Consider the following 24,283-nt stretch of genomic DNA (forward strand, 5'->3'; position numbering starts at 1 on the left):
TTCGCGGAATTTTACAACTCAATCTTACCAGACAATGGCAGCAAAATCTGACAAGGAAAAAAAGACTGGCGGAAACCCTGCACCAAAGTCTTCTAAGGAACTTCCTAAGAAAGAATCCTCCAAACCCAAAAAAGAGGATGATGATGAGGATGATGATTTTGAAGATGATGAGCTGGAAACGCCCAAAGCCGCCAAGAAACCAGGCGGTAAAGCAGCAGCATCCAAGAAGAAATCCTCCGACGATGAAGATGAAGAAGATGGTGATGACGATGATGTTGATGAGGTGGATGACTGGGATAAAGTAGAAGAAGACGAAGACTGGGATCCGGACTTCGAAGAATTCGATCTTCCCAAATCCAAGACGAAGAAATCAGGCGGCGGAAGCAGCAGCGGCGGCGGTGGAAAGAAATCCGCCAAAGACGATGACGATGATCTCGGATTGGATGATGAATTCAAAGACATGGATCTCTTCAATGACAGAGGAGGTTTCGACGATGATGATGATGACTTCTAAGAGAAGATTCAAATCTTTTCCAATAACCGATTTTCGGCTAACAAAAGCACAAATGTTGAACTGGACTTACCAGTTCGACATTTGTGCTTTTTTAGATAACCACCAGTACCAGGGTGAGCACCATTCCTTTGAATGCCTGCTCGGCGCCGGTGCGCTCCATCGCCTGGAATGTAATGCTGGCAATGCTTTTGAGCGATTGCAGCAAATGCATGCCGAACATGGCGACTGGCTTTTCGGCCACCTGGGCTATGATCTCAAGAACGAACTATTCCCACTTACTTCAGAGCATCCCGATCCAGTAGGGTTTTCGGATATGTTCTTCTTTGTGCCCGAAGTAGTGATACTGCTTGGAAAAGATGCAATACATATTGGTGTTCACGGTGATGATCATGCGAAACTGTGGGAAGCCATCGTTAACCAACCCTTTGCAGGTTGGGTAGGGGTTCAGTCGCCCTTCCAGACCTGGCAGCGATTTTCGAAGCCGGAGTATATCGGGATCATCGAACAACTGAAGCAACATATCCTTCGCGGAGATTGCTACGAGATCAATTTTTGTCAACAGTTCTACGGTGAAAATGTGAAGCTCATTCCATTGAGGTTGTACGAAGAGCTTTGCGCTGCATCTCCCAATCCTTTTTCAGCATATTACAAATGCATTGATAAATACCTGCTCTGCGCCAGTCCTGAAAGATATCTGCGAAAGGAAGGTGATCGTTTGCTAAGTCAGCCCATCAAAGGCACCATGGCCCGTCATAAGTTTGACGCCAGCCAGGATGAACAGCGCAAAGAACAATTGCAGAAGAGTGCGAAAGACCGCTCCGAAAATGTAATGGTGGTAGACCTGGTTCGCAACGATCTGGCAATGGTTTGTGAAGAAGGTTCTGTTCAGGTGGATGAACTCTTCGGTATCTACAGTTTTCCCCAGGTACACCAGATGATCTCCACTATCAGCGGCACCCTACGAAATGATCTTAGTTGGGTGGATGCCATCAAAGCTACTTTCCCGATGGGCTCTATGACGGGCGCGCCTAAGCGCAGAGTGATGGAACTGATCGAAAAATATGAAGCAGTAAAGCGCGGCATCTTTTCAGGAGCAGTTGGCTATATCACTCCCGACGCAGACTTTGATTTCAATGTAGTGATCAGAAGTATCCTCTATAATGAAACTACGGGCTATGTCAGTTGGCTTGCCGGCGGTGGCATCACTTTCTACAGTGATCCGCAACAAGAGTATGAAGAAAGCCTGTTGAAAGCAAAAGCGATCAGGCAGGTTTTTGGAGAAGCGGAGAAAGAATCTTTCCGCGATGTGGAAGCCCGCTGGAACAAACCGACGGAAGGGCAATAAGAAAAGGTGCACCTGTGCAGGTACACCTTTCATAAATAATTAAGCAATTCCTTATTACTTCACCTGGCTGGATACACTGGAGCCGCTCAGGAGCAACTGTACGGATTCATTCAGGATCACGTACTTGTTGGTCATAAACAATTCCATTTTCTCGGCAGGCAACTTGAGTTCGTAAGCATTGTCTGCACTCGCCATCTTTTTATCGAAATCAGGATTGTACCTGTTGAAGGTGGACATATCCATCATCACATGTTTGGCGATGCAGGAAGAATGGTATTTGCCGGAAACGTTTAAACTTTTGGAGCTGGCCAGTTCATCCGCGCTGAGTTTACGGTTCAGCAGATAAGTGGCCGTTACGCCCATTTGTTCTTTGGCTTCTTCCTTGGTGAGGGTGGTGATGCCTCCCTGACCTTCGAATACGTAATGCGTTCCGATGAACTTCTTCACGTGTGTACGGGATTCGGCAGGCAGGTAATACTGGAGATCCCAGAAATTGCGGCTACCGCTTTTTCGGATGGCTGAATACACGTTACCCGGCCCGCCATTGTAAGCAGCAATAACCAGGAGCCAGTCGCCGAACTCGGTGTACAGGTCTCTCAGGTATTTTGCGGCTGCAGTGGTGCTCTTGTAGTAGTCGGTACGTTCATCCTTGCCCTTGGATACTTTCAGTCCCAGCACACGGGCTGTACCCGGCATGAATTGCCAGGGGCCAACGGCGCCGGCCCAGGAAACTGCTGTACGTTTGAGTTTGGATTCTATTACGGCGAGATACTTGAGCTCCGTAGGGAGGCCATAGCGGCTCAGGATGCCATCCATCATATTGAAGTAGGGGCGGCCCCAATCCTTCATTTCCAGCAGGTCTTCACCATGCTTGTCCATATAATCCTCCACGAACTTAATGGCCCTGGGGTTCAGTCGTACTTCGGCTGATGTGGTACCTGCCGCTTCCTCATCGAACAGATTGCTGAAACCTCCGGTTTTAGGGGCGGTGGAATCAGCCATACCGGGGAGGAACAGGCTCGTCTCCAATACAAAGTGATTGGAGCGTGGCTTCTTCTTAACGGCATCCGTTGTTGAAGCCATAGTAAACCATACCAGACACAGTAAACTGGCAAAAAATAGCTTTCTTTTCATCATCATTTGTTTGAGGCACAGAAATGCGACCCTACAGGTATGGATTCAAGAGTTAAAGATGATGTTTCAAATAGGATAGAGAATAAACGTGGTTCATTAGGATAGGACGAAAAAAAATCGGTGCAGAGAACTCCGGGGGTCGAGCGTTTAGGCTTTTCATGTTAACCGGCGAATCTGTACCGCTGCATCCACTGATGGGATAACTGGAGCAAAGATAACTCGCAGAATCGGTTTGTCATAATCTGCAACCCATAGGGCATGCCATTACTGTGCCAAAAAAGCGGGATTGAAATACCGGGAATACCGGTCAGGTTGGAAAAAACTGTAAAAATGTCAGCCAGGTACATGGCGATGGGGTCTTCCATTTTCTCACCGATTCTGAAAGCGGTGGATGGAGCCGTGGGGAGTATGAGGGCGTCGAACTGGTTGAATACCAGATTTGTTTTGTTGACCAATAGTTGACGTACCTGCTGGGCCTTCGTAAAGTATGCATCGTAGTATCCCGCACTGAGAACGAAGGTTCCCAGCATGATTCTACGCTTCACTTCCCAGCCAAAACCGTCAGAGCGACTGGCTTTATAAAATTCGATTAAATCTTGTTTTTTATCCACATTGGCCCTGAAACCGTACTTCACCCCATCAAAGCGGCTCAGATTGGAGCTTGCCTCGGCAGTAGTGAGTACATAGTAGGCGGGAACGATATAGTCGAGATACTCGAAGTCAACAGGGCTCACGGTATGGCCGTCTGCCTTGAGTTTCTCTATAAGGCTGAGGATATTCTCTCTGATCTCGGGATCGAGGGCCGGGCTTTCCAGGGCTTCTCTGAAATACGCGATCCGCAATGGTTTGAGAGCTGTTTCGTCTGTTACCGAAGCAGCAGAAGGAATGGCTTCTGATGTAGCTGTAGAATCGAAGTCGTCGGCTCCGGCAATCACTTCGAGAACAGCGGCCACATCGGGCACGTTCTGGCCGAAGATGCCGATCTGATCGAAACTGCTCGCATAAGCGATCAGTCCATAGCGGCTCACCCGCCCGTAGGAAGGTTTCAGTCCAACCACTCCGCAAAAATCTGCTGGTTGTCTTACCGAGCCACCGGTATCGCTTCCGAGGCTGGCCATACAGAGCCCTGCCTGTACAGCAACGGCGGAGCCGCCCGAAGATCCACCGGGAACGCGGGTCTCATCCAGTGCGTTCAGCACTTTCCCATAGGCCGAATTCTCATTGGTAGAGCCCATGGCAAATTCATCGCAGTTGGTAACACCAATAATAATGGCGTCTTCTGCCAGAAGGCGTTCCACCGCAGTGGCGCTGTAAACGGCATTGAAATTTTGCAGGATCTTAGAACCTGCGGATACCGCATGCTGCCTGTAACTGATCACATCTTTGATGGAGATCACCACGCCATGCAATCTGCCCATCGGCTTGCCTTCCTTACGGGATTGGTCAAGCGCAGCAGCTTTCTCCAGCGCCTCTTCGCTGAAAACCTGCGTATAGGCATTGAGGTGACGACGTGATGCTATTGCCAATAAAAAATGCTGAACGGCTTCTGTACAGGTGACAGAACCATTCAGCAGATCAGTATGATATTGTTGTATCGAAGTATACGTAAACAAGCGAAACCACCGGTTTTGAGCACAAAACGGTTAAAGGATCAACCGGAAATAGGAGTGACGTTCAGAAATTATTGAGCAGAGGTAGCTTTCTTGTCTTTTTCATTCATGCCTTCCTCGATCTCTTTCTTCACGTTGTTCTTGGCATCGTTGAACTCACGGATACCCTTACCGATACCGCGCATGAACTCAGGAATTTTACGACCGCCAAACAGGATCAACACCGCTAAAATGATCAGGATCCACTCAGTACCCCCCGGCATTGAAATCAGCAACAAATTGGCATTTAATAACATGATAAACTATTTAAGTGATTTGAACTACGAAATTACAGCTTTTAGGTGAATAAAATACCCGGAGCCGGGATTGGGAATGTGAAAGCAGGGCTGCGGAAACAAACCAGCGCGGGAGGATGTATTTTTAACTTTTGTTTAGTTGGGTTGGGCTTAGGTAATTCTTCTGAGCTTTTTCGCTTATGTTTCCGAGGCCCTGCTTTCACATTCCCAATCCCGGCTTCCCACCCTGCAAGGGGCATTATGATGAAGCTCCTCCGCAATATTCCCTATTAATTTGTTGAAATATATGACACTGAAAGGTAAGTTGGTGGAGATTTATACAGTTCTAACCCGCCCTGATTGCAATTACTCGGGAATGATGCACTTTTTCCCATCCTCCTTTTTTAATCAAGGAAAATCCGTTTGAACTGGCTTGTCATAGTGCATGAGCCAGTTCCTATGTTGATTTTGTAAATAATCAGACTGCCGTTGGTCACAGGGGGTACTTTTTGTTACACCTCCCGGGTGGCGAGGCAGCAGTGGGGATGGTCTGCCTCGGCCTTCAAAACATAAGCGAAGAAGTTGAAAAGAATTACCAAAGCCCAATCCTACCAAACCAAAGCCCAATAAATATCCTCCTGCGCCGGTATGTTTTACAGCCGACGCAGACCATCACCCTGCTGCTAATCAAAAACAGCAACAGAGGAATAAAAAGAAAGAACCTGCCACAATGGGCAGGCTCCACCATATTTAAAATAAGCTGAATTATTGGTACTATGCTTTCGCAGCAGCGCCAGTGAGAACGCGTTTTTCCTTGATTCTCGCGCTCTTACCGCTACGTTCACGGAGGAAGTACAGTTTAGCACGACGAACACGACCAGTTTTGTTCAGTTCGATTGAATCAATGTTGGGAGAGTAGATAGGGAAAGTTCTTTCTACACCTACGCCATCGGAGATCTTACGTACAGTGAAAGTTGCAGTTTGAGCAGTTCCCTGGCGTTTGATCACATCACCACGGAAACTCTGGATACGCTCTTTACCACCTTCAATGATCTTATAGTTAACAGTGATATTATCACCTGCTTTGAATTTCGGGAATTCTTTCTTTCCGGTCAACTGTTCGTGTACAAATTGAACTGCTGCGTTCATGACTTCTAAATTTAAGGGAGGCAAAGGTAATGAGAAAAACCGTAATTCGATCTATATTCTGCTTTTTCTTCTGAATTAATTCCGGCAACACACTGCCACGGCTTCGGTTCTACCTCTGTATCAACCCGTTGTTATATAAAATTGTTGTTTAAATCTTTTTTTATCGGGCCACATTCACGGCTCTCTTTTCCCGGATCACGGTCACTTTGATCTGACCTGGGTAGGTCATTTCAGTCATGATCTTCTGTGCGATCTCGAAAGAGAGTTTATCGGAATCGGCATCGCTTACTTTTTCTGCTTCAACGATCACGCGGAGCTCACGGCCGGCCTGGATGGCATAGGCTTTCTCCACACCCTGGTACGCCATTGCGAGCGCTTCCAGTTCCTTGATACGTTGCAGGTATTGCTGCATGATCTCGCGGCGTGCACCTGGTCTTGCACCGCTGATGGCGTCACAAGCCTGGATGATGGGAGCGATCACATAAGCCATTTCCATTTCATCGTGGTGGGCGCCGATGGCGTTCACCACTGCGGGGTTCTCGCCGTATTTCTCAGCCAGCTTGGCTCCGAGGAGGGCGTGGCTTAATTCTGTTTCTTCATCAGGAACCTTGCCAATATCGTGCAGGAGGCCTGCGCGTTTGGCGAGTTTGGGATTGAGACCAAGTTCTGCAGCCATGATTCCGCAGAGGTTGGCCACTTCGCGGCTGTGCATCAGCAGGTTCTGGCCGTAGGAAGAACGGAAACGCATCTTACCCACCAATCTTACCAGTTCCTTGTGCAATCCGTGAATACCCAGTTCGATCACAGTGCGTTCGCCGATTTCCATTACCTGCTCTTCAATCTGGCGGCGGGTTTTCTCAACCACTTCTTCGATACGGGCGGGGTGGATACGGCCGTCAGCTACGAGACGCTGAAGGCTGAGGCGTGCAATTTCACGACGGAGCGGGTCGAAGGAAGAAAGAATGATCGCTTCCGGAGTGTCGTCAACAATCAGATCCACACCTGTAGCGGCTTCGATGGCGCGGATATTACGTCCTTCACGACCAATGATCTGACCTTTTATTTCATCGCTTTCCAGGTTGAAAACCGTGATGGAGTTCTCGATGGCCTGTTCTGCTGCTGTACGCTGAATGGATTGGATGATGATCTTGCGGGCTTCCTTGTTGGCTTTCTGCTTGGCGTCGTCGATGATCTCCTGCTGCAAAGCCAGGGCCTGCGTATGTGCTTCCTGTTTGAGGCTTTCTACCAGTTGTGATTTTGCCTCGTCGGCTGTGAGGCCTGCAATCTTTTCAAGTCTGCGGATATGTTCTTCCTGGTGCTTTTCCAGTTCTGTCCTCTTCAGGTTAACAACTTCGATCTGGCGGTTCAGATTATCTTTTATGGCGTCGTTTTCCTTGATCTGCTTCTCTGTCTGTTCTACTTTCTGATTGATGCTTTGCTCTTTCTGCCTGATCCTTCCTTCTGCTTCGTTGATCTTCTTGTTTCTTTCCAGTACCTCTTTGTCGTGCTCTGCTTTCAGTTGTACAAATTTTTCCTTGGCTTCGAGCAGTCTTTCTTTTTTCAGGTTCTCCGAGTTGGTCTGGGCGTCTGCTAAGATCTTTTTGGCCTGTGATTCAGCATCTTCTACCTGCTTCTGAGTGTTCTTGGCGAAGATGAATTTACCCGCTACAATACCTACAGCCAGCGAGACTCCTCCAATTATATAGGTTAATGCATCCATTTTGTTTAGAATGTTTTATTAGTTCTACCATATTATATGACCCCGATATGTATAGTAATTTCTCCATACGTGAGGCTAATGTGCGAAAGTAAGGAAATTACGGAATGATTCCCGGAACTGAACATTAGAAGGGCAATAATTGTTAGGGCCGCAGCTCTATTCGTATTAATTTTGCTTCACACCAATGCCTGTCCTTTATGAGATTCCCCGCTCTTACCAAACGTAGTATAACATTGCTGGCGGCCATTTTGATACTGTTCACCGCCTGTAAGATCACGCTTTTATCGGCCTATGACCAGGTAACGGACAATGTGCTGTCTGAAATGCAGCAGTCCACCACCGCCTTTTTTGTGAAATATGAAACCACACCTTCTGCCCCGGAACTGAAATACCAGAACCAGCAGGCGTTCTACCAGGGCTGATGACCAGCTCCCGTACGCTCCGGATCCGCAACAGCGCCATTGAGAAGAACAGGCCGATGATCACCATGCTGGACCTGCTGGATGAGAATATCATGCTCATGGATTCCCTGCACAAACTAAAACCAGATGGCCTTCTCGCTCCCCATGATGTTCGCCTGCTCAAAAGTGCTTTCGAGAGCCAGTATACTGCCATGTTCAAATTTGTGATGGCCCTTAAGAGCAGGGCTGCCGCTCAGTAACCTTATTCATTCATCACTTTACATCAGCTATGAACCTCAATATCTCCAACCTGGCCAAAGACATGCTCAATGCAGCCAAACCCATTCTCAACGATTATTGGAAAGAAGTAAAACCCTATGTTGAAAAGGAAAGCAAAGCTTTTGCGCAAAACCTTGCGATGATCGCCAAACTGAAACTTCAGGGAAAGATCACCCGTGAAGAAGCGCTGATCCATATTCAGATCCAGCGGAACTCGTACCGGGCAGTACTAACCGCAGTGGAAGGCCTGGGCATCCTGATGGTGGAAAAAGCGCTCAATGCAGCCATCGGCGCTATCAGGAATGCAGTGAACACTGCCATCGGATGGAGTTTGCTCTAAGCCCCTCAAGGAACTTCAACCGCCAAACATTACCTTTGCGGGGAAGCCAATTGGAGTTAATCACAATATATCAATTCACGGATGACTATTTCTTATAACTGGTTACACGAATACCTGCCGGCAACTATTGAACCTGAAAGATTGAGCAAGATCCTGACTTCTGTTGGACTGGAAGTGGAAAGTCTTGAAAAATATGAAAGCCTGAAAGGAGGGTTGCAGGGGCTGGTAATTGGTGAGGTGCTTACATGCGAAAAACATCCCAACGCCGATAAGTTATCTGTTACCACTGTTAATATCGGAAGCGGTGAACCGCTTCAGATCGTTTGTGGGGCACCGAATGTTGCTGCCGGTCAAAAAGTGATCGTGGCACCTGTGGGCGTTACCATCTATCCGTTAGGTCATGATCCCATCACCATGAAAGTGGCCAAGATCCGCGGAGTGGAAAGTCATGGAATGATCTGCGCCGAAGATGAGATCGGATTGAGCGATAACCATGCCGGCATCCTGGTGCTTCCTGCAGAAGCCAAAACCGGAATGCCTGCCGCCAACTATTTCCAGCTGTATACAGATTGGATCTACGAGATCGGCATCACACCCAACCATATGGACGCCATGAGCCATATCGGTGTAGCACGTGATGTGTGTGCTTATATGAGCCATCACGACAAAAAGGATTTTCGCGTGAAATCCCCGTCAGTGAACGCTTTCAAGGCCGATAACACCAGTCTTCCCATCACTGTGGAGATCGAAAACAATGAAGCCTGCCAGCGATACAGCGGCGTATCTGTTTCAAATATCACTGTAAAGGAAAGCCCTCAGTGGCTGCAGGATAAACTGCGCGCTGTTGGCCTTCGTCCTATCAACAATATCGTAGACATCACCAATTTTGTTCTGCACGAAACCGGTCAGCCATTGCATGCGTTCGATGCAGCTGCCATCACGGACAATAAGGTGATTGTAAAGAATCTCGCGGAAGGGACTCCCTTCATTACGCTGGATGAGAAAGAAAGAAAACTGAGCGCTGAAGATCTGATGATCTGCAATGGTGCTGGTGAAGCGATGTGTATTGCCGGCGTGTTCGGTGGTATCAAAAGTGGTGTGAAAGAAACTACCACCAATATCTTCCTGGAGAGCGCCTGGTTCAACCCAACGGATATCCGAAAAACATCTTTCCGTCATGGTTTGAGAACAGATGCTGCTGTCCGTTTCGAGAAGAATATCGATATCAGCAATACGGTGAACGCGCTCAAACGCGCTGCACTGTTGATCAGGGAACTGGCAGGAGGCGAGATCAGTTCTGAACTGGTTGACCTCTATCCACAACCGAAAGAGAAAGCGGCGGTGCAATTGAAATATCATTTTCTCCGCAAGCTGAGTGGTAAGAGCTATCATTTCGATTCTGTGAAGAAGATCCTCGCCAGCCTTGGCTTTGAAGTGATCAAGGAAGGGATGGACGATCTCTGGATCGCTGCTCCATACTGGAAGCCTGATATTACATTGCAGGCAGATGTGGTGGAAGAGATCATGCGGATAGACGGGCTCGACAATATCGAGATCCCTGCCGCGATCACGCTGTCTCCTTCAGTGGAAGCCGACCGGTATAAATATCTCTACAAAGAAAAAGCCTCCAATTACCTTGCAGCAGTTGGATTCAACGAGATCTTCACCAACTCCATCACCAATGCCGCTTACTTTGATGAAGCGGACCTCGGCAATGCAGTGAAGCTTCTCAATAACCTGAGCGCTGTGCACAATATCATGCGCCCCTCCATGCTGGAAACCGGTCTGGAAGCCATTCTGCACAACCTCAACAGGAAGAACCAGGACCTCCGGTTCTTCGAGTTCGGTAAAACCTATTCTACTTCCGGCTCCGGCAAGTATGAAGAGCACGAGCATCTCTGCGTATACATTACCGGCAATGTGGAAGAACAGAGCTGGAAATCCAAGGCTGTGGCTGCGGATCTCTATCATCTGAAAGGTATCGTGGCAAGGATATTGCAACTCTGCGGAATAAGCAAAGTGAGCTGGAAAGCGGCGGAAGACAATACTGCTGCCAAAGGCAAGCTGGTGAATGCCCTGCAGGTGTTGATCGGGCAGGATGTGATCGCTGAACTGGGGATGGTGAGCAATACAGAACTGAAACGTTTCGATATCAAACAAGCCGTTTTCTATGCAGACTTCGACTGGCAGCAAATGCTGAAGTTCATGGCGAAGCAAGACCTGAAAGTGAAAGAACTGGCCAAACAGTTGCCGGTGTACAGGGACCTGGCCATGATCGTTCCAAAAGCCCTTGCTTATGCTGAAGTGGAGAATGCAGTGAAGAAAGCGAAGCTCGACAAGCTCCAGCGCATACAGTTATTCGATGTTTTCGAAAGTGAAAAGATCGGTTCCGATAAGAAATCACTCGCCATCAGCTTTACTTTCCTGGATGAAGAAAAAACTTTAACGGACAAGGAGATCGATGGCATGATGAACAAGATCATGGACGCCCTTGAAAAAGACCTGAAAGCCGAGATCCGGAAATAGTTAAAAATTTATCCCATGTCGCAGACAGAGTCATTGAAACGGTTCAATGAAAAATTGCAGCTTGTGGTGCAACAGTACCAGGCTATGCAGCGGGAGAATGTCCGGTTGCAAAAGGAGCTTCAGGATCTGAAAGGGAAGGAGGAGCTGCATGTATCACAGATCTCCGAGCTGGAGAACAAGGTGGCGGCGTTGAAGATGACGGCCGGTCAGATAGAAGTTACTGACAGGAAAGAATTGGAGAAAAAGCTGAACCTCTACATCCGGGAGATAGACCGGTGTATTGCCATGCTTGGAGACTGACCGATTGATTATACCCGTTTTACCAGGCGCATTTTTTGTTCGTCCTCGCCCTGGGATAGCTCAAGTGTGTATACGCCGTAAGGCAGGTCGTTGAGGCCTTTCCAGGTAACAGTATTATCGCCTTTGGGAACATTGGCCTCCATGCGGCTGCATTCTGCGCCTTTTTCATCTCTGAGGATGGCCCGGAGGCTGGAGCGGATGGGAGCTACTAACTCGAACGTAAGGACGTCGATGAAAACGGAAGACTTGACTTTAGCTAACATGGTAGTCGTTTGGTTTTGGGATTTGAAATCATAGAATACGGGATCCGGTTGTCCTTGCCTTAACCATCCAAAACGATCCAGAGTTGGTCCTTAATACATGAAAACGTCCGTTGTGAATACCGTGTGGATAAATATAGAGCACCTATTTCAAATTTGCAAGCAATGGAAGAATTAATTCCAATAAATGTTGTGATAGGCGACAGAACCTATCGGATACGCATATCCCCTGTTGATGAGGAAGTGGTCAGAAAGACCCTGAAGCTGATCAACGACAAGATCATTGAGTTCAAAACCAATTTTGCAGGGAAGGATATGCAGGACTATGTTGCGATGGTGATCCTCTGGTATGCCACACAACAAAAAGCGGCCGGAAACCAGCCGCTGATTGATCATGAATCGGAACTTCAATTGTCCGCCATGGAAAAAATGTTGGATAAAATATTGTCTTCCGAAAGCTGAGCCGGATTATTGACGGTTCAACAATGCGTCTGAGTCTATCTTGATCTTAAAAGGGATTTCCTGTCCCATCGTTTCCAGTTTTCCTTCCCCTTCCATGTTGAGTTTTTTAGCCTTTACCAGGCCTGAAGCAGTCTCCATGGTATACTCGCCTTTGAGAAGCCCTGTCAGGTCCATATTCATGGTCATTCCGCCCTGCTGCATTTCACCACTGCGGCCAACGGTTCCGCCGAAAGAAATAGTTGCATTGGCGCCCTGGATAGAAACCACTCTGTAGTTGAGTACATATTTAGCATTGGTCTTTGGATCAGTGAGGCTGTCAATCCAGGTATCTCCGGTTTTGAAAGTCTTGCCTTCAGGAAGGTTGGCGATGATCTCGAGGCTGGTTCCAACCTTGCTCATGCTTTCTCCCATGCCACCGCCCATATCGTTCATGATATCGCTGGCTGGATCTGCTTTTTCATCGCTGGCAGTGATCATTCCTTTTTTATCTGTAGTGATATTTACAGGAGTATTGAGTTTTGCGCTGAAAGCTTTTCCGAATTCGCTGTCGGCATCTTCTTTCTTATCTGAGTCGTAGCTCATGGTCTGGGGACCTGCCTGCATATCCATCACAACACGTGTAAGGATGGTGTTGAGTTTATTATCTGTGGCGGTAACATCGGTTACACCTACTTTGCTGGTGAATTTATAGTTGTTCACCATATCCATGGACTGGCCCATCATTTCCATGGTCATCACCATTTTCATGGAACTGGTGGATTCGATCTGCTGGCCTTTCTTGAATTCGGCTTTACGGGTAATGGTTTGGGCAGAGGCAGCTCCCGTGATCAATACTGCTGCAATGGCGATGAATTGTTTCATACAATCTTTGATTATTTAGTAAGGTTAGTCGCGCGGACGCGATCGATATTGCAAATGAAGGCTAAAATAATTTATTGGGGAACAGAAATAGTTGCGCCGGAAGAAATTTCAGGCGGGTGAGCAGTAAAAATCAATTTCTGGAGATAAGAAAATGGAAGGGAGGCAATCGGCGCATGTCCATCAGCCTTTCCAGCTTTACCGGTTTGCGCAGCATTTTGGGGAAGGAAGTGATCTGCGCTATTTCAACAAGATTGCCTTTGGCTATAGCTGCGGATGTGAGTATGCGACGACAGAGTTGTTCATGATGGTCCAGAAGGGCCAGCTCTTTCGACTGACTGTCGTTCAGCAATACTTCAAAATGTTTCAATTGATACACCCGCATAAAACTGGCTTTTGCCTGATGCTAATTTCGGTTTAATAACAGATATTTCCTATGGTTGTTTGACGTTTTTTATTACAAATACCTTCGCGGTACCGCTTTCAGCTTTGCAGCAGTCCGCAAACCCGCACTGCATCGGGTTTTTTACCAGCCGGAAACCAGCTAAAACAACCTCCTGCTACATCTTGATTATTGCATGTTTTCACCAAATTTCGAGGGCCTTTTTCTTTCGCACAGCCTGTGTGAATTTCTTTTAGGAACGGGTGCCAAACTTTTGTAAATTGGGGATAGGTATAGCATCAGTGTGGATAACCCATCAAACCCTGTGGGTACACTGGTGGATTGCGGGTGATGAAATATAGATCGGAAAAAATTTTTTTCGGGACGATGGAGGGGTTTATATTCGCCCTCCTGACTGACGCGGTAACATTGCGATAACCCTGTAGTAACATTTTCGTAACAACAAGGCTGGATACTAACCCGCAAGTCATTGGTTGGTCACCCCAATTAATGTGACAAGCCCTTTTTACGCCTATACCTGGAAAAACTGCCCGAAACGGCTGCTCTAACCAATGTGTTTAACTTATTATTGACCCTCTTGAATGGACTTGACTAACCTTAATAAAGACCGAAAGAATAATCGGCGCAAAGGTTCCCTGGACCTGAGCACGATGGTATATGGCAAAGTACCCCCGCAGGCTAAAGACCTTGAAGAAGCTGTCCTTGGAGCCATTATGCTGGAAAAAAGCGCTTTCGATACCGTTATTGAGATCCTCAAACCCGAGTGTTTTTACCTGGATGCCAATCAGCGTATTTACCGGGCCATGCAAAGCCTCCAGCAAAAGAACCAGCCTATCGATATCCTTACCGTGGTGGAAGAGCTGAAAAGTAAAGTAGAGCTGGAAATGGTAGGCGGTCCGTACTACGTGACCCGTCTCACCAACGCTGTTGTATCATCCGCCAATATCGAAGCGCACTCCCGTATCATCCTTCAGAAATTCATTCAGCGCGAACTGATCCGTATCAGCGGAGAGATCATCAGCGACAGTTATGAAGACAGCACGGATGTATTCGATCTCCTGGACGAAGCGGAGAGCAAGCTTTTTGAGATCACCAACAATCACCTTCGTAAAAACTTCGACAGTATCGATTCTGTGTTGGTGAAAACCGTACAGCGTATCGAAGATATGCGCCACCGTACGGAAGATATCACTGGCGTGCCCAGTGGATTTCCTTCACTGGACAAAGTCACCTACGGATGGCAGCCATCGGATCTGATCATCCTCGCTGCCCGTCCTGCGGTAGGTAAAACGGCATTCGCCCTTAACCTGGTCCGCAATGCGGCACTCAGCAGCAAACAGGTACCTGTGGCCTTCTTCAGCCTTGAGATGAGCTCGGCACAGCTGGTACAACGTGTACTCTCAGCCGAAAGTGAGATCTGGCTCGAAAAGATCTCCCGTGGTAAAATGGAAGAGCATGAAATGAAACAGCTCTATGCCAAGGGGATCCAGAAACTGGCGCAGGCGCCCATTTACATCGATGATACAGCAGCCCTCAACGTATTTGAGCTCCGAGCCAAGGCCCGCCGTCTCAAGAACAAACATAATATCGGCATGATCATCATCGACTACCTTCAGCTCATGAGTGGTGGCGGTGGTAAGAATGTGAACCGCGAACAGGAGATCAGTACCATCTCCCGGAACCTGAAAACACTGGCGAAGGAGCTGATGATCCCCATCATCGCACTGTCCCAGTTAAGCCGTGCGGTGGAAACGAGAAAGGAAGGGAACAAGATGCCACAGTTGAGTGACCTTCGTGAATCGGGCGCCATCGAACAGGATGCGGACATGGTAATGTTCATTTATCGTCCTGAATACTACGATATCACTTCCAATGAAATGGGAGAAAGCAATAAAGGTGAAACGCACGTGCGTATCGCGAAGCACCGTAACGGTTCGCTCGAAACCATCAAACTCCGCGCCCAGCTTCATATTCAGAAGTTCGTGGAAATGGAGGAAGATGATTTCGGTGGTCTCGGAGGCGGTGGCGGCAGCTGGAGACCTGTACCTACTGATGGCGGCGGTGGCGGCGCACAAGGCCAGGATGGCGGTGGAGCCAAGCTGTATATCCAGGCCGGTAGTAAAATGAATGATATGCCTTTCGGGGATGATGACGATTCTCCGTTCTAAGTTGCTGCTCCTATGAGTTTGCCAATCTTCTTTTACGCAGAACCTGTAACAGTGAACGAACTGGTGCAATTGCCGGAGGAAACTTCAAAGCATATTGTACAGGTGCTTCGTATGGACAATGACGAACATCTTCAACTGGCCGATGGCAAAGGCAATCTCCACCTGGTGGTCATCGCAGAAGCACATAAAAAGAAATGCATCGTAAAAGCGTTGAGCACCACCGTTAGTCCGGCTCCTGCAAGAAAGATCAATATCGCTATTTCACTGTTGAAAAATGCCAGCCGGTTTGAATGGTTCATGGAGAAAGCAACCGAGATCGGTGTAACCGAAATTATTCCGCTGATCTGTGAACGCACGGAAAAACAACATTTCAAGAAAGAAAGATTCGAGAATATCCTTGTCAGCGCGATGCTGCAAAGCCAGCAATCCTGGTTGCCTGTATTGCATCAGCCTGTTCACTATGAACAGCTCTTCCGCCTGGAAGATACATTGCTGGCCTCACAGAAATTTGTTGCGCATTGCGGGGAAACTCAAAAGACGTCTCTTGCTTCGGCTGTCGACTTCAGCCAATCATCCCAATTTATTTTGATCGGTCCGGAAGGGGATTTCACACCGCTTGAGATCAAACTGGCGCTCGATCACAAGTTCACTCCTGTAACGTTGGGGGATACCCGCTTACGCGCTGAAACGGCAGGAGTGGTGGCTGCTACATTACTCTGTATTCATTAATCACATTTTGTCCGGTAGCTCGCGTCCCCGCGAGTGGCAATAAAAAAGCGGAGCCATTGGCCCCGCTTCTATCCTGAATATTTAGCTGATCAATGTTGTCTGCTTGCATTCGTCCCTGCCGGACTGTTCTCTTTGAGCTTTGGCTCTCGCAACTCCACCGGTTTCTTTTTCTTCTCGCGCTTGCGCATCCACATATTCAGCAGCTCCACACCAAAGGAAAATGCCATCGCAAAGTAGATATAGCCTTTATCGATATGGCTGTGGTGTACAGGCTCCAGACCTTCAAAGAAGAGGCTGAAACCAACCATCAGCAGGAAGGCCAGGGCCAGCATCTTCAGCGTGGGATGCTGATGGATGAAGTTGCTGATCTTGTCTGCAAAGAAGAACATGATGATCATGGCAATGATCACGGCAATGATCATTACCGGTACGATGCGCGCAAGTCCAACAGCCGTAATGATACTGTCGAACGAGAACACCATATCAATCACAATGATCTGCGCGATCAATGAACCGAATGAAGCTGGCTTATTGTTCTTCGGATTCAGCGATTCCTCATCGCCTTCCAGCTTGTGGTGGATCTCCTTCACTGTTTTGTACAGCAGGAACAGGCCACCCACAAACATGATACAGTTACGCAGGTTGAATGAAACATGCGTACCCCTTATGTCGAATCCGAACAATTCCGAGTTACCGTTCTTTACCAGCCAACCGATGGCCATGAGTAAAAGGATGCGGACGGTGATGCCGGCAAACATCCAGATACGGCGGGCCTTGAGCTGTTGTTCTTTGCTCATTCGTCCCATCAGTATCGACACGAATATCACGTTGTCGATGCCGAGCACCACTTCTAGTGTAGTTAGTGTTAATAAACTGATCAGTGCGTCGATCGTAAATAACTGCTCCATGAGCGGGTCAAAGTTTTAAAAGCTGAAAGTAAATTAGTAGTGGTTGGTTGCTGTTTGTTACAGTTGATCTACGCTTTCCATTTGCTGCTGATCTTTTTCACGATAGCGGGACCTTCATATATAAAGCCTGTCCAGATCTGCACCATCACTGCGCCTGCAGCGGCTTTGGCGGCTGCATCTTCACCGGTGAAGATACCACCTGATCCGATCACCGGGATCTTTCCGCCCGTCTTCTCACAAATATAACGTACCACTTCCGTAGAACGCGTGAGCAACGGCTTTCCGCTTAGACCTCCGGCGCCAATGGCTTCCAGGGTGCTGGCGGGTGTTTGCAGGTTATCACGACTGATAGTGGTATTGGCGGCAACCAGTCCATCCAGTTGGATCTCAAGTGCCAGGTCTACCACATCATCGATCTGCTCAACGGTAAGGTCTGGTGCAATCTTCAGTAATAACGGTTTAGCTTCAGCGCCGGACGGCGTGAGCTGGTGATTGATTGTCTGCAAATGCGAAAGGATCTTGTGCAGGGAATCTTTTTCCTGCAGTGCACGTAAGCCCGGTGTGTTGGGCGAGCTAACGTTCACCACAAAATAGTCCACAACATCATAGAGCTCCCTGAAGCAGATTTCGTAATCTTTCCAGGCATCCTCATTGGGCGTTACTTTGTTCTTACCGATATTGCCGCCAATGATCAATGGAGAAGAAGCATGTTGCTCTTTCCATTTTTTCAATCGCGCAGCAACTACTTTAACGCCGTCGTTGTTGAAGCCCATACGGTTGATCAGGGCCTTGTCTTTCGGCAAGCGGAAAAGCCTGGGTTTATCGTTCCCCGCTTGCGGTAGCGGTGTAACAGTTCCGATCTCCACATAACCGAAGCCCATCACTTCCAGTTCACTGAGGAAGAGGGCATTTTTGTCGAACCCGGCAGCCAGGCCAATACGGTTAGGGAAATGAAGCCCAAAAAGAGTGGCAGGGTTTGCTGATACGGGTTTGAATGACGCTGTCAGCATTTTGCGGATGAAGCCGATGCGGCATCCAAGTTTGAACGTGTTCATGGCAAAATAGTGCACACTTTCAGCATCGAAAAGGAATAGTAATTTGCGAATTAACTGGTACATATTGGGGTGCGAAGATAATGCAACTTTAACGGACAGCTATTTGGCGGGAAGAAAATGGATTATTAACTTTGATACAGAAGGTTGCATAAACAACTAATGAATCACTTAAACATATTTTATGCAGGAAGCATATATCGTAGCAGGGTATCGTACCGCAGTTGGTAAATCCAAGCGGGGGGTATTCCGTTTTTATCGTCCGGATGATCTGGCCACTGAAGTGATCAAATCGCTGGTAGCTTCTGTGCCCGGACTGGAGCCTAAAATGGTGGATGATGTGATAGTGGGCAATGCGGTTCCCGAAGCGGAGCAGGGCTTGCAGGTGGGCCGTTTGATCGCTGCCAAAGCGCTGGGTATTGAAGTACCGGGCATGACAGTGAACCGCTATTGTGCGTCCGGCCTGGAAACCATCGCCATTGCTACGGCGAAGATCCGGATGGGAATGGCAGAGTGTATTGTTGCCGGCGGAACCGAAAGTATGAGCCTGGTGCCAACATCTGGTTGGAAGCCTGTTCCTTCTTATGCTATCGCGAAGGATGAACCTGATTATTTTCTCGGCATGGGGCTTACAGCAGAAGCTGTAGCCAAAGAATATGAAGTGAGTCGTGAAGACCAGGATGCTTTCTCTTACCAAAGCCATCAGAAAGCGATCAATGCTATCAAGAATGGCTATTTCAAAAGCGGTATCCTGCCCATCAATGTGGAGCAGGTATATGTGAACGAAAAAGGAAAGCGCGCAGTAAAAAGCTATGTAGTGGATACTGATGAAGGACCACGTCCGGATACCAGTATGGAAGCGCTGGGTAAATTAAGACCAGTGTTTGCTGCCAATGGTACCGTAACAGCCGGTAACTCTTCTCAAACCTCTGATGGCGCTGCCTTTGTGGTAGTGATGAGCGAAAGGCTGGTGAATCAGCTGGGATTGAAACCTATTGCACGTCTGGTTGCCTGTGCATCAGCGGGTGTGCATCCCCGTATCATGGGCATCGGTCCGGTGGAAGCAGTTCCCAAAGTGTTGAAGCAGGCCAATATGAATCTTGGTCAGATTGATTTGGTAGAATTGAATGAGGCCTTCGCTTCACAGGCGCTGGCCGTGGTTCGTAAACTGGGCATCAATCCGGATATCGTGAACATCAATGGAGGCGCTATTGCGTTGGGCCATCCGCTGGGATGTACAGGTGCCAAGCTCACTATTCAGATCACGAATGATATGAAGCGATTGGGCAAGAAGTATGGCATTGTTACTGCCTGTGTTGGCGGTGGACAGGGGATTGCGGGGATTATTGAGAATATCAGTTAAGAGATTGAAATAGATTAGTTGCAAGCCTCCGGTGAAAGCCGGAGGCTTTTTTGTTGGACGATATTAATCGGGATGAAAAATCTGCGGAAAATCGTCATAATTACCCTCATTTTTAGGCTTAAAGAATCCCTGAATGCAATTGGGATTTCTGATGCAGATCTGGATATGAGTTTTTGAAATGATGCCTGAGCCTTCAAAAGCTGGCCCTCCTTCAAAAAAAGCGCCGCGTACAGAATCGAAAATCCTGAACCTGGTATGACCTTCAGTTCTTTTATCATCACTGATCCTTTTCTGAAATTTAGCATGCATATATTCTATCACTGCACAATCAAGGTATCTTAATAATTTGTCCTTGTGTATGTCGCCTTTAGAATCTTTATTGATCGGGAGTGGGGTACCTGTAGACAAGTAAGATTCAGCCATGGTATTGTAGTAATTTGACAATAGGTGGATATACTCACTGTCCAGCAAATCACAACAATAACCTAATTGAAGCACTGCTCCAATTACTGCAGGCTCCGAAATTTCACCACGGGCTTTTTTCTCCAATGCCCATAGCCAGGCTCTCTCCTCATTGTTCTCCCAAAAATAAAAACCATGGCCCAACCACTCGAATGGCTTTTGGCTAAATTTGATTCTATCGGGCTGTGAAAGCAATTCATCCCGTACTGCGGCTTCACAACCGTGGAAACCGAACACCAGGTTCGACTTAAAATCATACATATACTCCGCTATTTAGAAGCGGAGTACTGCTCGAGGATTTTATAGGGTTCTGTGTAGTTGCCGTTCTCATCAAAGATGCCTGCGTCGACCAGGTCTTGAAGCGCCTCTTCACGAGTTAATTTCCTCTGTCTCAGACTTACCGCTAAATCCATCATTCGCTGATAGTTTGCTCTTTCTTCGTCTGTCCATGTATACATAAGAGAAAATTTAGAGTCACTAATTTACAACTTCTTTCGAACAAACTTTTCTCCCAACCCTTCTCACGTCAACATCCCCCCGAACTCCTGATTCCTCAAAATCCCTGTCGAAGCACGCTTTTCACCCCAATCCGTATTATTACGATTTTCTCTGAATTTTTACTTGTTGATGGACTATTTCTTTCAAATGGCAACATTTTTGAGCATAAATAGCGTTAACTGCTTACCCCAAAAATAACCGTATGGATAGAAGAGCATTCTTCGCCCTGAAACCAAAAGCCAATACTCCTGCCACCTCGCCATTCGGCGGGCTCCGCCAGATCACTTCAGGTTTGAACCCTTACACGGGTCCCTGGACTACCAATGAAGTAGCGCACCTGCTTAAAAGGACCATGTTCGGGGCTAAAAAGTCTGATGTGGACTATTTTCGCGCCATGTCAATGGATGCCGCTGTGGACGCGCTTTTGAACGTACCCGCAACAGTACCTGCTCCTCCGGTAAAAGCATATAGCAATGAAGATATCAACCCTGCCGATCCGGATTTTGCTATCCCCATTGGAGCAACCTGGGTGAATACACATACCAACGACGGCCAGGCGAACTACAACAGGATCATCAGCTGGAAAGCCTGGTGGACTTCCCTAATGATCAACCAGGAAAGGAATATCGGTGAAAAGATGAACCTCTTCTGGCATAATCATTTTGCCACAGAAACCGGATTTTATAAAGTGGGCATTTACGCGTATCGTCATTACCTCTTGCTTAGAAGTCATGCCACAGGCAATTTCAAAGCATTGGTTCGCGGGGTAACCATCGATCTTGCCATGCTCAATTATCTGAATGGCATGCTTAGCCGAAAAGAAGCGCCAGACGAGAACTATGCACGTGAATTGCAGGAGCTTTTCACACTGGGAAAAGAAAACAATCCAAACTATACTGAACCAGACGTGATAACGGCAGCACGCGTGCTCACCGGCTGGTGTATCAATGAAGCAACAGATGAGGTTTTCTTCGATATCAATCGCCACGATACAGGAAGCAAAACCTTTTCCTCCTTCTATGGCGGTACTACCATCGCCGGCCGTAGCGATGCCAATGCAGGTGAAGCTGAGCTCGACGATCTCCTCACCATGATCTTCAACAAAAGTGTGGAAGTCTCAGAATTCATGGTGCGCAAACTCTATCGTTATTTCGTTTATTATACCATTGATGCCAATACGGAAACCAATGTGATCAAACCATTGGCCCTGCTGTTCCGCAACAGCAACTGGGAAGTGAAACCTGTGCTCGAACGCCTTTTCAAAAGCGAACATTTCTTCGATGTGCTTTCACAGGGCTGCCTGATCAAAAGCCCGCTTGACCTCACTATTGGTCTCTGCCGTGAGTTCAATGTTCAGTTCCCTTCGCCAACTGACTATGAAGCTTATTACGGCTTGCTGGACTTTGTAAGGTTCCAATCAGCCGAAATGCAGCTAAATCCCGGCGACCCTCCCGGTGTGTCCGGGTGGCCAGCATACTATCAGATTCCACAATTCCACGAGGCATGGATCAATTCAGATACCCTGCCTAAAAGAAATATTTTCTCAGACGTATTGATTGGCTCAGGCTATATGAGGAATGGTCAGGTACTTAGGATCGATCCCGTAGAATTCACCAACACACTACCCAATGCAGTTAACCCGGATGTGCTGATCAATGATGTGTTGAACCTCTTCTACCGGGTACCCTTATCCGATGCATCCAAAACCATCATCAAGAATGCGATCCTGCTTACCGGTCAAACGCAGGATTACTATTGGAGCAATGCATGGAATGCATACAAAACCGATCCCACCAATATGGTGAAATACGAAGTAGTTTACCTCAGGCTACAGGCATTGTACAAATATTTCATGAACCTGGCCGAGTACCAATTAGCTTAACCCAACCGCCTGCTCCCGCAGGAACAACCAATTACTATGAAACGCAGAGAATTCTTTTCACAAACTTTGCCGGCAGCCATTACACTGCCCGGACTTTTCAAAGGTTTTTCTGTTAAAGCATATACCGGCTCTTCGCCATTGATTCACTCTTTACTTGCTACCACCGAAACAGATAAGGTACTGGTACTCATCCAGCTCAATGGCGGCAATGATGGATTGAACATGGTAATACCTGTTGAGTTCTACGCAGGTTATCAGAATGCAAGAAAGAATATCGCTATCCCTCAGAATAAGGTCCTTACCCTGAACGGCGTGGTAAAAACAGGATTGCATCCTTCCATGGCCGGCCTGCAAAGCCTTTACAACGAGGGCAAGCTGGCGATCGTTCAGGCTGTGGGTTATCCCACACCCAACTTCTCGCATTTCCGCGCCACAGATATCTGGATGAGCGGCTCCGATTCAGAACAGGTGCTCACTACAGGATGGACAGGCAGGTATCTCGCCAACGAGTTTCCCAACTATCCTAACGGATACCCCAATTCGCAGATGCCGGACCCGCTGGCCATTCAGATCGGTGCCGTGGCCGCTCTGGCACTACAGGGACCTACCATGAACATGGCGATGAACATCAGCGATCCCAACAGCTTCTATGATTTTCTCGAAGACATTCAGGATACTGTTCCGGATACACCATGGGGTAAGGAACTGAAATATATCCGTCTTATCGCCGGACAAACGGAGAGATATTCCACCGTTATCCGCGCAGCAGCCAGGCGTGTACCAACACAGGGCAGCTACCCGGGCAATAACGACCTGGCGCAACAATTGAAAATTGTAGCAAGGCTCATCAAAGGCGGATTGAAAACACGGATCTATATGGTGAGCACCGGAGGATTTGATACACACGGAGGCCAGGTGGAAGAAAAAGATACCACCACAGGAATGCACGCTTCACTGCTCGGCAATCTTTCTAATGCTATCAAAGCGTTCATGGATGACCTTAAAGGTCTTGGAGTGGAGGACCGCGTGATCGGAATGACCTTCTCCGAATTCGGAAGACGCATCAAATCCAATGGCAGCTTCGGAACTGACCATGGAGCCGCCGCGCCTGTATTCGTATTCGGCAAAAATGTCCGCCCGGGCATTGTAGGAAACAATCCCAATATCCCTACCAGCACTTCGGTGAACGACAATGTGCCTTTTCAATACGATTTCAGAAGTATTTACGCTTCCCTGCTCAGTCAATGGTTCTGCGTGAAAGAAACCGATCTGCAGACCATCATGTTTAAAAATTTTCAGAACATCCCACTGGCTTACAACAATGCCTGTACCACTACCGGCCTTGACGATGTGATCCGGAATTCAGGCGATCAACTTATCATTAATTATCCTAATCCGTTCACCGAAACCACCAGTATCACCTTCAAAACAAAAGGCGGTCATACTATGGTACAGGTAATGGACAGTCTCGGTCGCGTTGCAAAAATTCTCACGGATAAGGTCTATGCCCCCGGTGCCTATACGCTTCCATTCGAAAGCCGTGGCCTTCCGGCAGGTGTTTATTATGCACGTTTTCAGAATGGCACCACCCAACAGGTAAGATCGATGCTGAAAGTGAGATAAGTATTCAAAACATATTAATACG

The 24,283-nt window shown here is 47.7% G+C and carries 25 protein-coding genes; 13 read left to right on the plus strand and 12 right to left on the minus strand.

Annotated features, from left to right (window positions below; all coding sequences use genetic code 11):
* Positions 1–34 precede the first annotated feature (34 nt).
* Positions 35–514 (plus strand): hypothetical protein, encoded by a 480-nt coding sequence (locus FSB84_RS10865; RefSeq protein ID WP_130541536.1) that lies wholly within the window; start codon positions 35–37, stop codon positions 512–514.
* 91 nt (positions 515–605) lie between these two features.
* On the opposite strand, the gene FSB84_RS31415 is transcribed toward FSB84_RS10865, so the two are convergent.
* Positions 606–734: a hypothetical protein gene (locus FSB84_RS31415; RefSeq protein ID WP_262713804.1), complete on the minus strand. Its 129-nt coding sequence runs from the start codon at positions 732–734 to the stop codon at positions 606–608.
* Here FSB84_RS31415 and FSB84_RS10870 point away from each other — a divergent pair.
* A complete protein-coding gene (locus FSB84_RS10870; RefSeq protein ID WP_225980048.1) occupies positions 720–1,859 on the plus strand; it encodes an anthranilate synthase component I family protein in 1,140 nt (379 codons plus the stop codon). The genes FSB84_RS31415 and FSB84_RS10870 overlap by 15 nt on opposite strands.
* 54 nt (positions 1,860–1,913) lie before the next feature.
* Here FSB84_RS10870 and FSB84_RS10875 read toward each other — a convergent pair whose 3' ends face one another.
* The 5 genes from FSB84_RS10875 to rny all read right to left on the minus strand — a co-directional run bounded on the left by FSB84_RS10875 (position 1,914) and on the right by rny (position 7,747).
* Positions 1,914–2,942 (minus strand): lytic transglycosylase domain-containing protein, encoded by a 1,029-nt coding sequence (locus FSB84_RS10875; protein ID WP_158643851.1) that lies wholly within the window; start codon positions 2,940–2,942, stop codon positions 1,914–1,916.
* 212 nt (positions 2,943–3,154) lie between these two features.
* Complete coding sequence (gene gatA, locus FSB84_RS10880) at positions 3,155–4,606, minus strand: Asp-tRNA(Asn)/Glu-tRNA(Gln) amidotransferase subunit GatA (protein WP_130541533.1); 1,452 nt, start codon at positions 4,604–4,606, stop codon at positions 3,155–3,157.
* A gap of 68 nt (positions 4,607–4,674) precedes the next feature.
* Complete coding sequence (locus FSB84_RS10885; RefSeq protein ID WP_127130932.1) at positions 4,675–4,899, minus strand: Sec-independent protein translocase subunit TatA/TatB; 225 nt, start codon at positions 4,897–4,899, stop codon at positions 4,675–4,677.
* Between the two features lie 753 nt (positions 4,900–5,652).
* Complete coding sequence (gene rplS, locus FSB84_RS10890; RefSeq protein WP_130541532.1) at positions 5,653–6,027, minus strand: 50S ribosomal protein L19; 375 nt, start codon at positions 6,025–6,027, stop codon at positions 5,653–5,655.
* A gap of 160 nt (positions 6,028–6,187) precedes the next feature.
* Positions 6,188–7,747: a ribonuclease Y gene (gene rny / locus FSB84_RS10895; RefSeq protein WP_130541531.1), complete on the minus strand. Its 1,560-nt coding sequence runs from the start codon at positions 7,745–7,747 to the stop codon at positions 6,188–6,190.
* 197 nt (positions 7,748–7,944) lie between these two features.
* On the opposite strand from rny, the gene FSB84_RS10900 reads away from it, so the two are divergent.
* From FSB84_RS10900 to FSB84_RS10920, 5 genes are all read left to right on the plus strand, one after another.
* Entirely contained in the window at positions 7,945–8,169 is a 225-nt protein-coding gene (locus tag FSB84_RS10900; RefSeq protein WP_147122130.1) for a hypothetical protein, read from the plus strand.
* Entirely contained in the window at positions 8,169–8,408 is a 240-nt protein-coding gene (locus FSB84_RS10905) for a hypothetical protein (RefSeq protein ID WP_147122132.1), read from the plus strand. The genes FSB84_RS10900 and FSB84_RS10905 overlap by 1 nt, the downstream gene beginning before the upstream one ends.
* A 29-nt stretch (positions 8,409–8,437) precedes the next feature.
* On the plus strand, positions 8,438–8,767 hold the full coding sequence (locus tag FSB84_RS10910) for a hypothetical protein (RefSeq protein WP_130541529.1): 330 nt from the start codon (positions 8,438–8,440) through the stop codon (positions 8,765–8,767).
* Between the two features lie 81 nt (positions 8,768–8,848).
* On the plus strand, positions 8,849–11,293 hold the full coding sequence (gene pheT / locus FSB84_RS10915; protein ID WP_130541528.1) for a phenylalanine--tRNA ligase subunit beta: 2,445 nt from the start codon (positions 8,849–8,851) through the stop codon (positions 11,291–11,293).
* Between the two features lie 15 nt (positions 11,294–11,308).
* Complete coding sequence (locus FSB84_RS10920; RefSeq protein ID WP_130541527.1) at positions 11,309–11,593, plus strand: hypothetical protein; 285 nt, start codon at positions 11,309–11,311, stop codon at positions 11,591–11,593.
* A gap of 8 nt (positions 11,594–11,601) precedes the next feature.
* Here the strand turns inward: FSB84_RS10920 and FSB84_RS10925 are convergent, their stop codons facing one another.
* Positions 11,602–11,856: a hypothetical protein gene (locus tag FSB84_RS10925; RefSeq protein WP_130541526.1), complete on the minus strand. Its 255-nt coding sequence runs from the start codon at positions 11,854–11,856 to the stop codon at positions 11,602–11,604.
* A 162-nt stretch (positions 11,857–12,018) separates the two neighbouring features.
* On the opposite strand from FSB84_RS10925, the gene FSB84_RS10930 reads away from it, so the two are divergent.
* On the plus strand, positions 12,019–12,315 hold the full coding sequence (locus FSB84_RS10930) for a cell division protein ZapA (protein WP_130541525.1): 297 nt from the start codon (positions 12,019–12,021) through the stop codon (positions 12,313–12,315).
* Positions 12,316–12,321: 6 nt separating this feature from the next.
* On the opposite strand, the gene FSB84_RS10935 is transcribed toward FSB84_RS10930, so the two are convergent.
* Together FSB84_RS10935 and FSB84_RS10940 are read right to left on the minus strand one after the other, a co-directional pair.
* Positions 12,322–13,176, minus strand: a complete 855-nt coding sequence (locus tag FSB84_RS10935; RefSeq protein ID WP_130541524.1) for a DUF6263 family protein — start codon at positions 13,174–13,176, stop codon at positions 12,322–12,324.
* A gap of 130 nt (positions 13,177–13,306) precedes the next feature.
* Complete coding sequence (locus tag FSB84_RS10940) at positions 13,307–13,558, minus strand: hypothetical protein (RefSeq protein WP_130541523.1); 252 nt, start codon at positions 13,556–13,558, stop codon at positions 13,307–13,309.
* A gap of 599 nt (positions 13,559–14,157) precedes the next feature.
* Between FSB84_RS10940 and dnaB the strand changes: the two genes are divergently transcribed.
* Both dnaB and FSB84_RS10950 read left to right on the plus strand, forming a co-directional pair.
* Positions 14,158–15,744: a replicative DNA helicase gene (gene dnaB / locus FSB84_RS10945; protein WP_130541522.1), complete on the plus strand. Its 1,587-nt coding sequence runs from the start codon at positions 14,158–14,160 to the stop codon at positions 15,742–15,744.
* Between the two features lie 12 nt (positions 15,745–15,756).
* Positions 15,757–16,473 (plus strand): RsmE family RNA methyltransferase, encoded by a 717-nt coding sequence (locus tag FSB84_RS10950; protein ID WP_130541521.1) that lies wholly within the window; start codon positions 15,757–15,759, stop codon positions 16,471–16,473.
* Between the two features lie 89 nt (positions 16,474–16,562).
* Here FSB84_RS10950 and FSB84_RS10955 read toward each other — a convergent pair whose 3' ends face one another.
* Positions 16,563–17,381: a TerC family protein gene (locus tag FSB84_RS10955; protein ID WP_130541520.1), complete on the minus strand. Its 819-nt coding sequence runs from the start codon at positions 17,379–17,381 to the stop codon at positions 16,563–16,565.
* A 68-nt stretch (positions 17,382–17,449) separates the two neighbouring features.
* Positions 17,450–18,499, minus strand: coding sequence for a quinone-dependent dihydroorotate dehydrogenase (locus tag FSB84_RS10960; RefSeq protein ID WP_130541519.1), 1,050 nt, complete (start codon positions 18,497–18,499; stop codon positions 17,450–17,452).
* Positions 18,500–18,617: 118 nt separating this feature from the next.
* Here FSB84_RS10960 and FSB84_RS10965 point away from each other — a divergent pair, with 118 nt between their 5' ends.
* Positions 18,618–19,796 (plus strand): acetyl-CoA C-acyltransferase, encoded by a 1,179-nt coding sequence (locus tag FSB84_RS10965; RefSeq protein ID WP_130541518.1) that lies wholly within the window; start codon positions 18,618–18,620, stop codon positions 19,794–19,796.
* 63 nt (positions 19,797–19,859) lie between these two features.
* Here the strand turns inward: FSB84_RS10965 and FSB84_RS10970 are convergent, their stop codons facing one another.
* Positions 19,860–20,519 (minus strand): hypothetical protein, encoded by a 660-nt coding sequence (locus FSB84_RS10970; RefSeq protein WP_130541517.1) that lies wholly within the window; start codon positions 20,517–20,519, stop codon positions 19,860–19,862.
* 439 nt (positions 20,520–20,958) lie between these two features.
* Between FSB84_RS10970 and FSB84_RS10975 the strand changes: the two genes are divergently transcribed.
* Together FSB84_RS10975 and FSB84_RS10980 are read left to right on the plus strand one after the other, a co-directional pair.
* Positions 20,959–22,638 (plus strand): DUF1800 domain-containing protein, encoded by a 1,680-nt coding sequence (locus FSB84_RS10975; protein ID WP_130541516.1) that lies wholly within the window; start codon positions 20,959–20,961, stop codon positions 22,636–22,638.
* Between the two features lie 36 nt (positions 22,639–22,674).
* A complete protein-coding gene (locus tag FSB84_RS10980; RefSeq protein WP_130541515.1) occupies positions 22,675–24,261 on the plus strand; it encodes a DUF1501 domain-containing protein in 1,587 nt (528 codons plus the stop codon).
* Positions 24,262–24,283 lie beyond the last annotated feature (22 nt).

The organism is Pseudobacter ginsenosidimutans, from assembly GCF_007970185.1.
Lineage (GTDB): Bacteria > Bacteroidota > Bacteroidia > Chitinophagales > Chitinophagaceae > Pseudobacter > Pseudobacter ginsenosidimutans.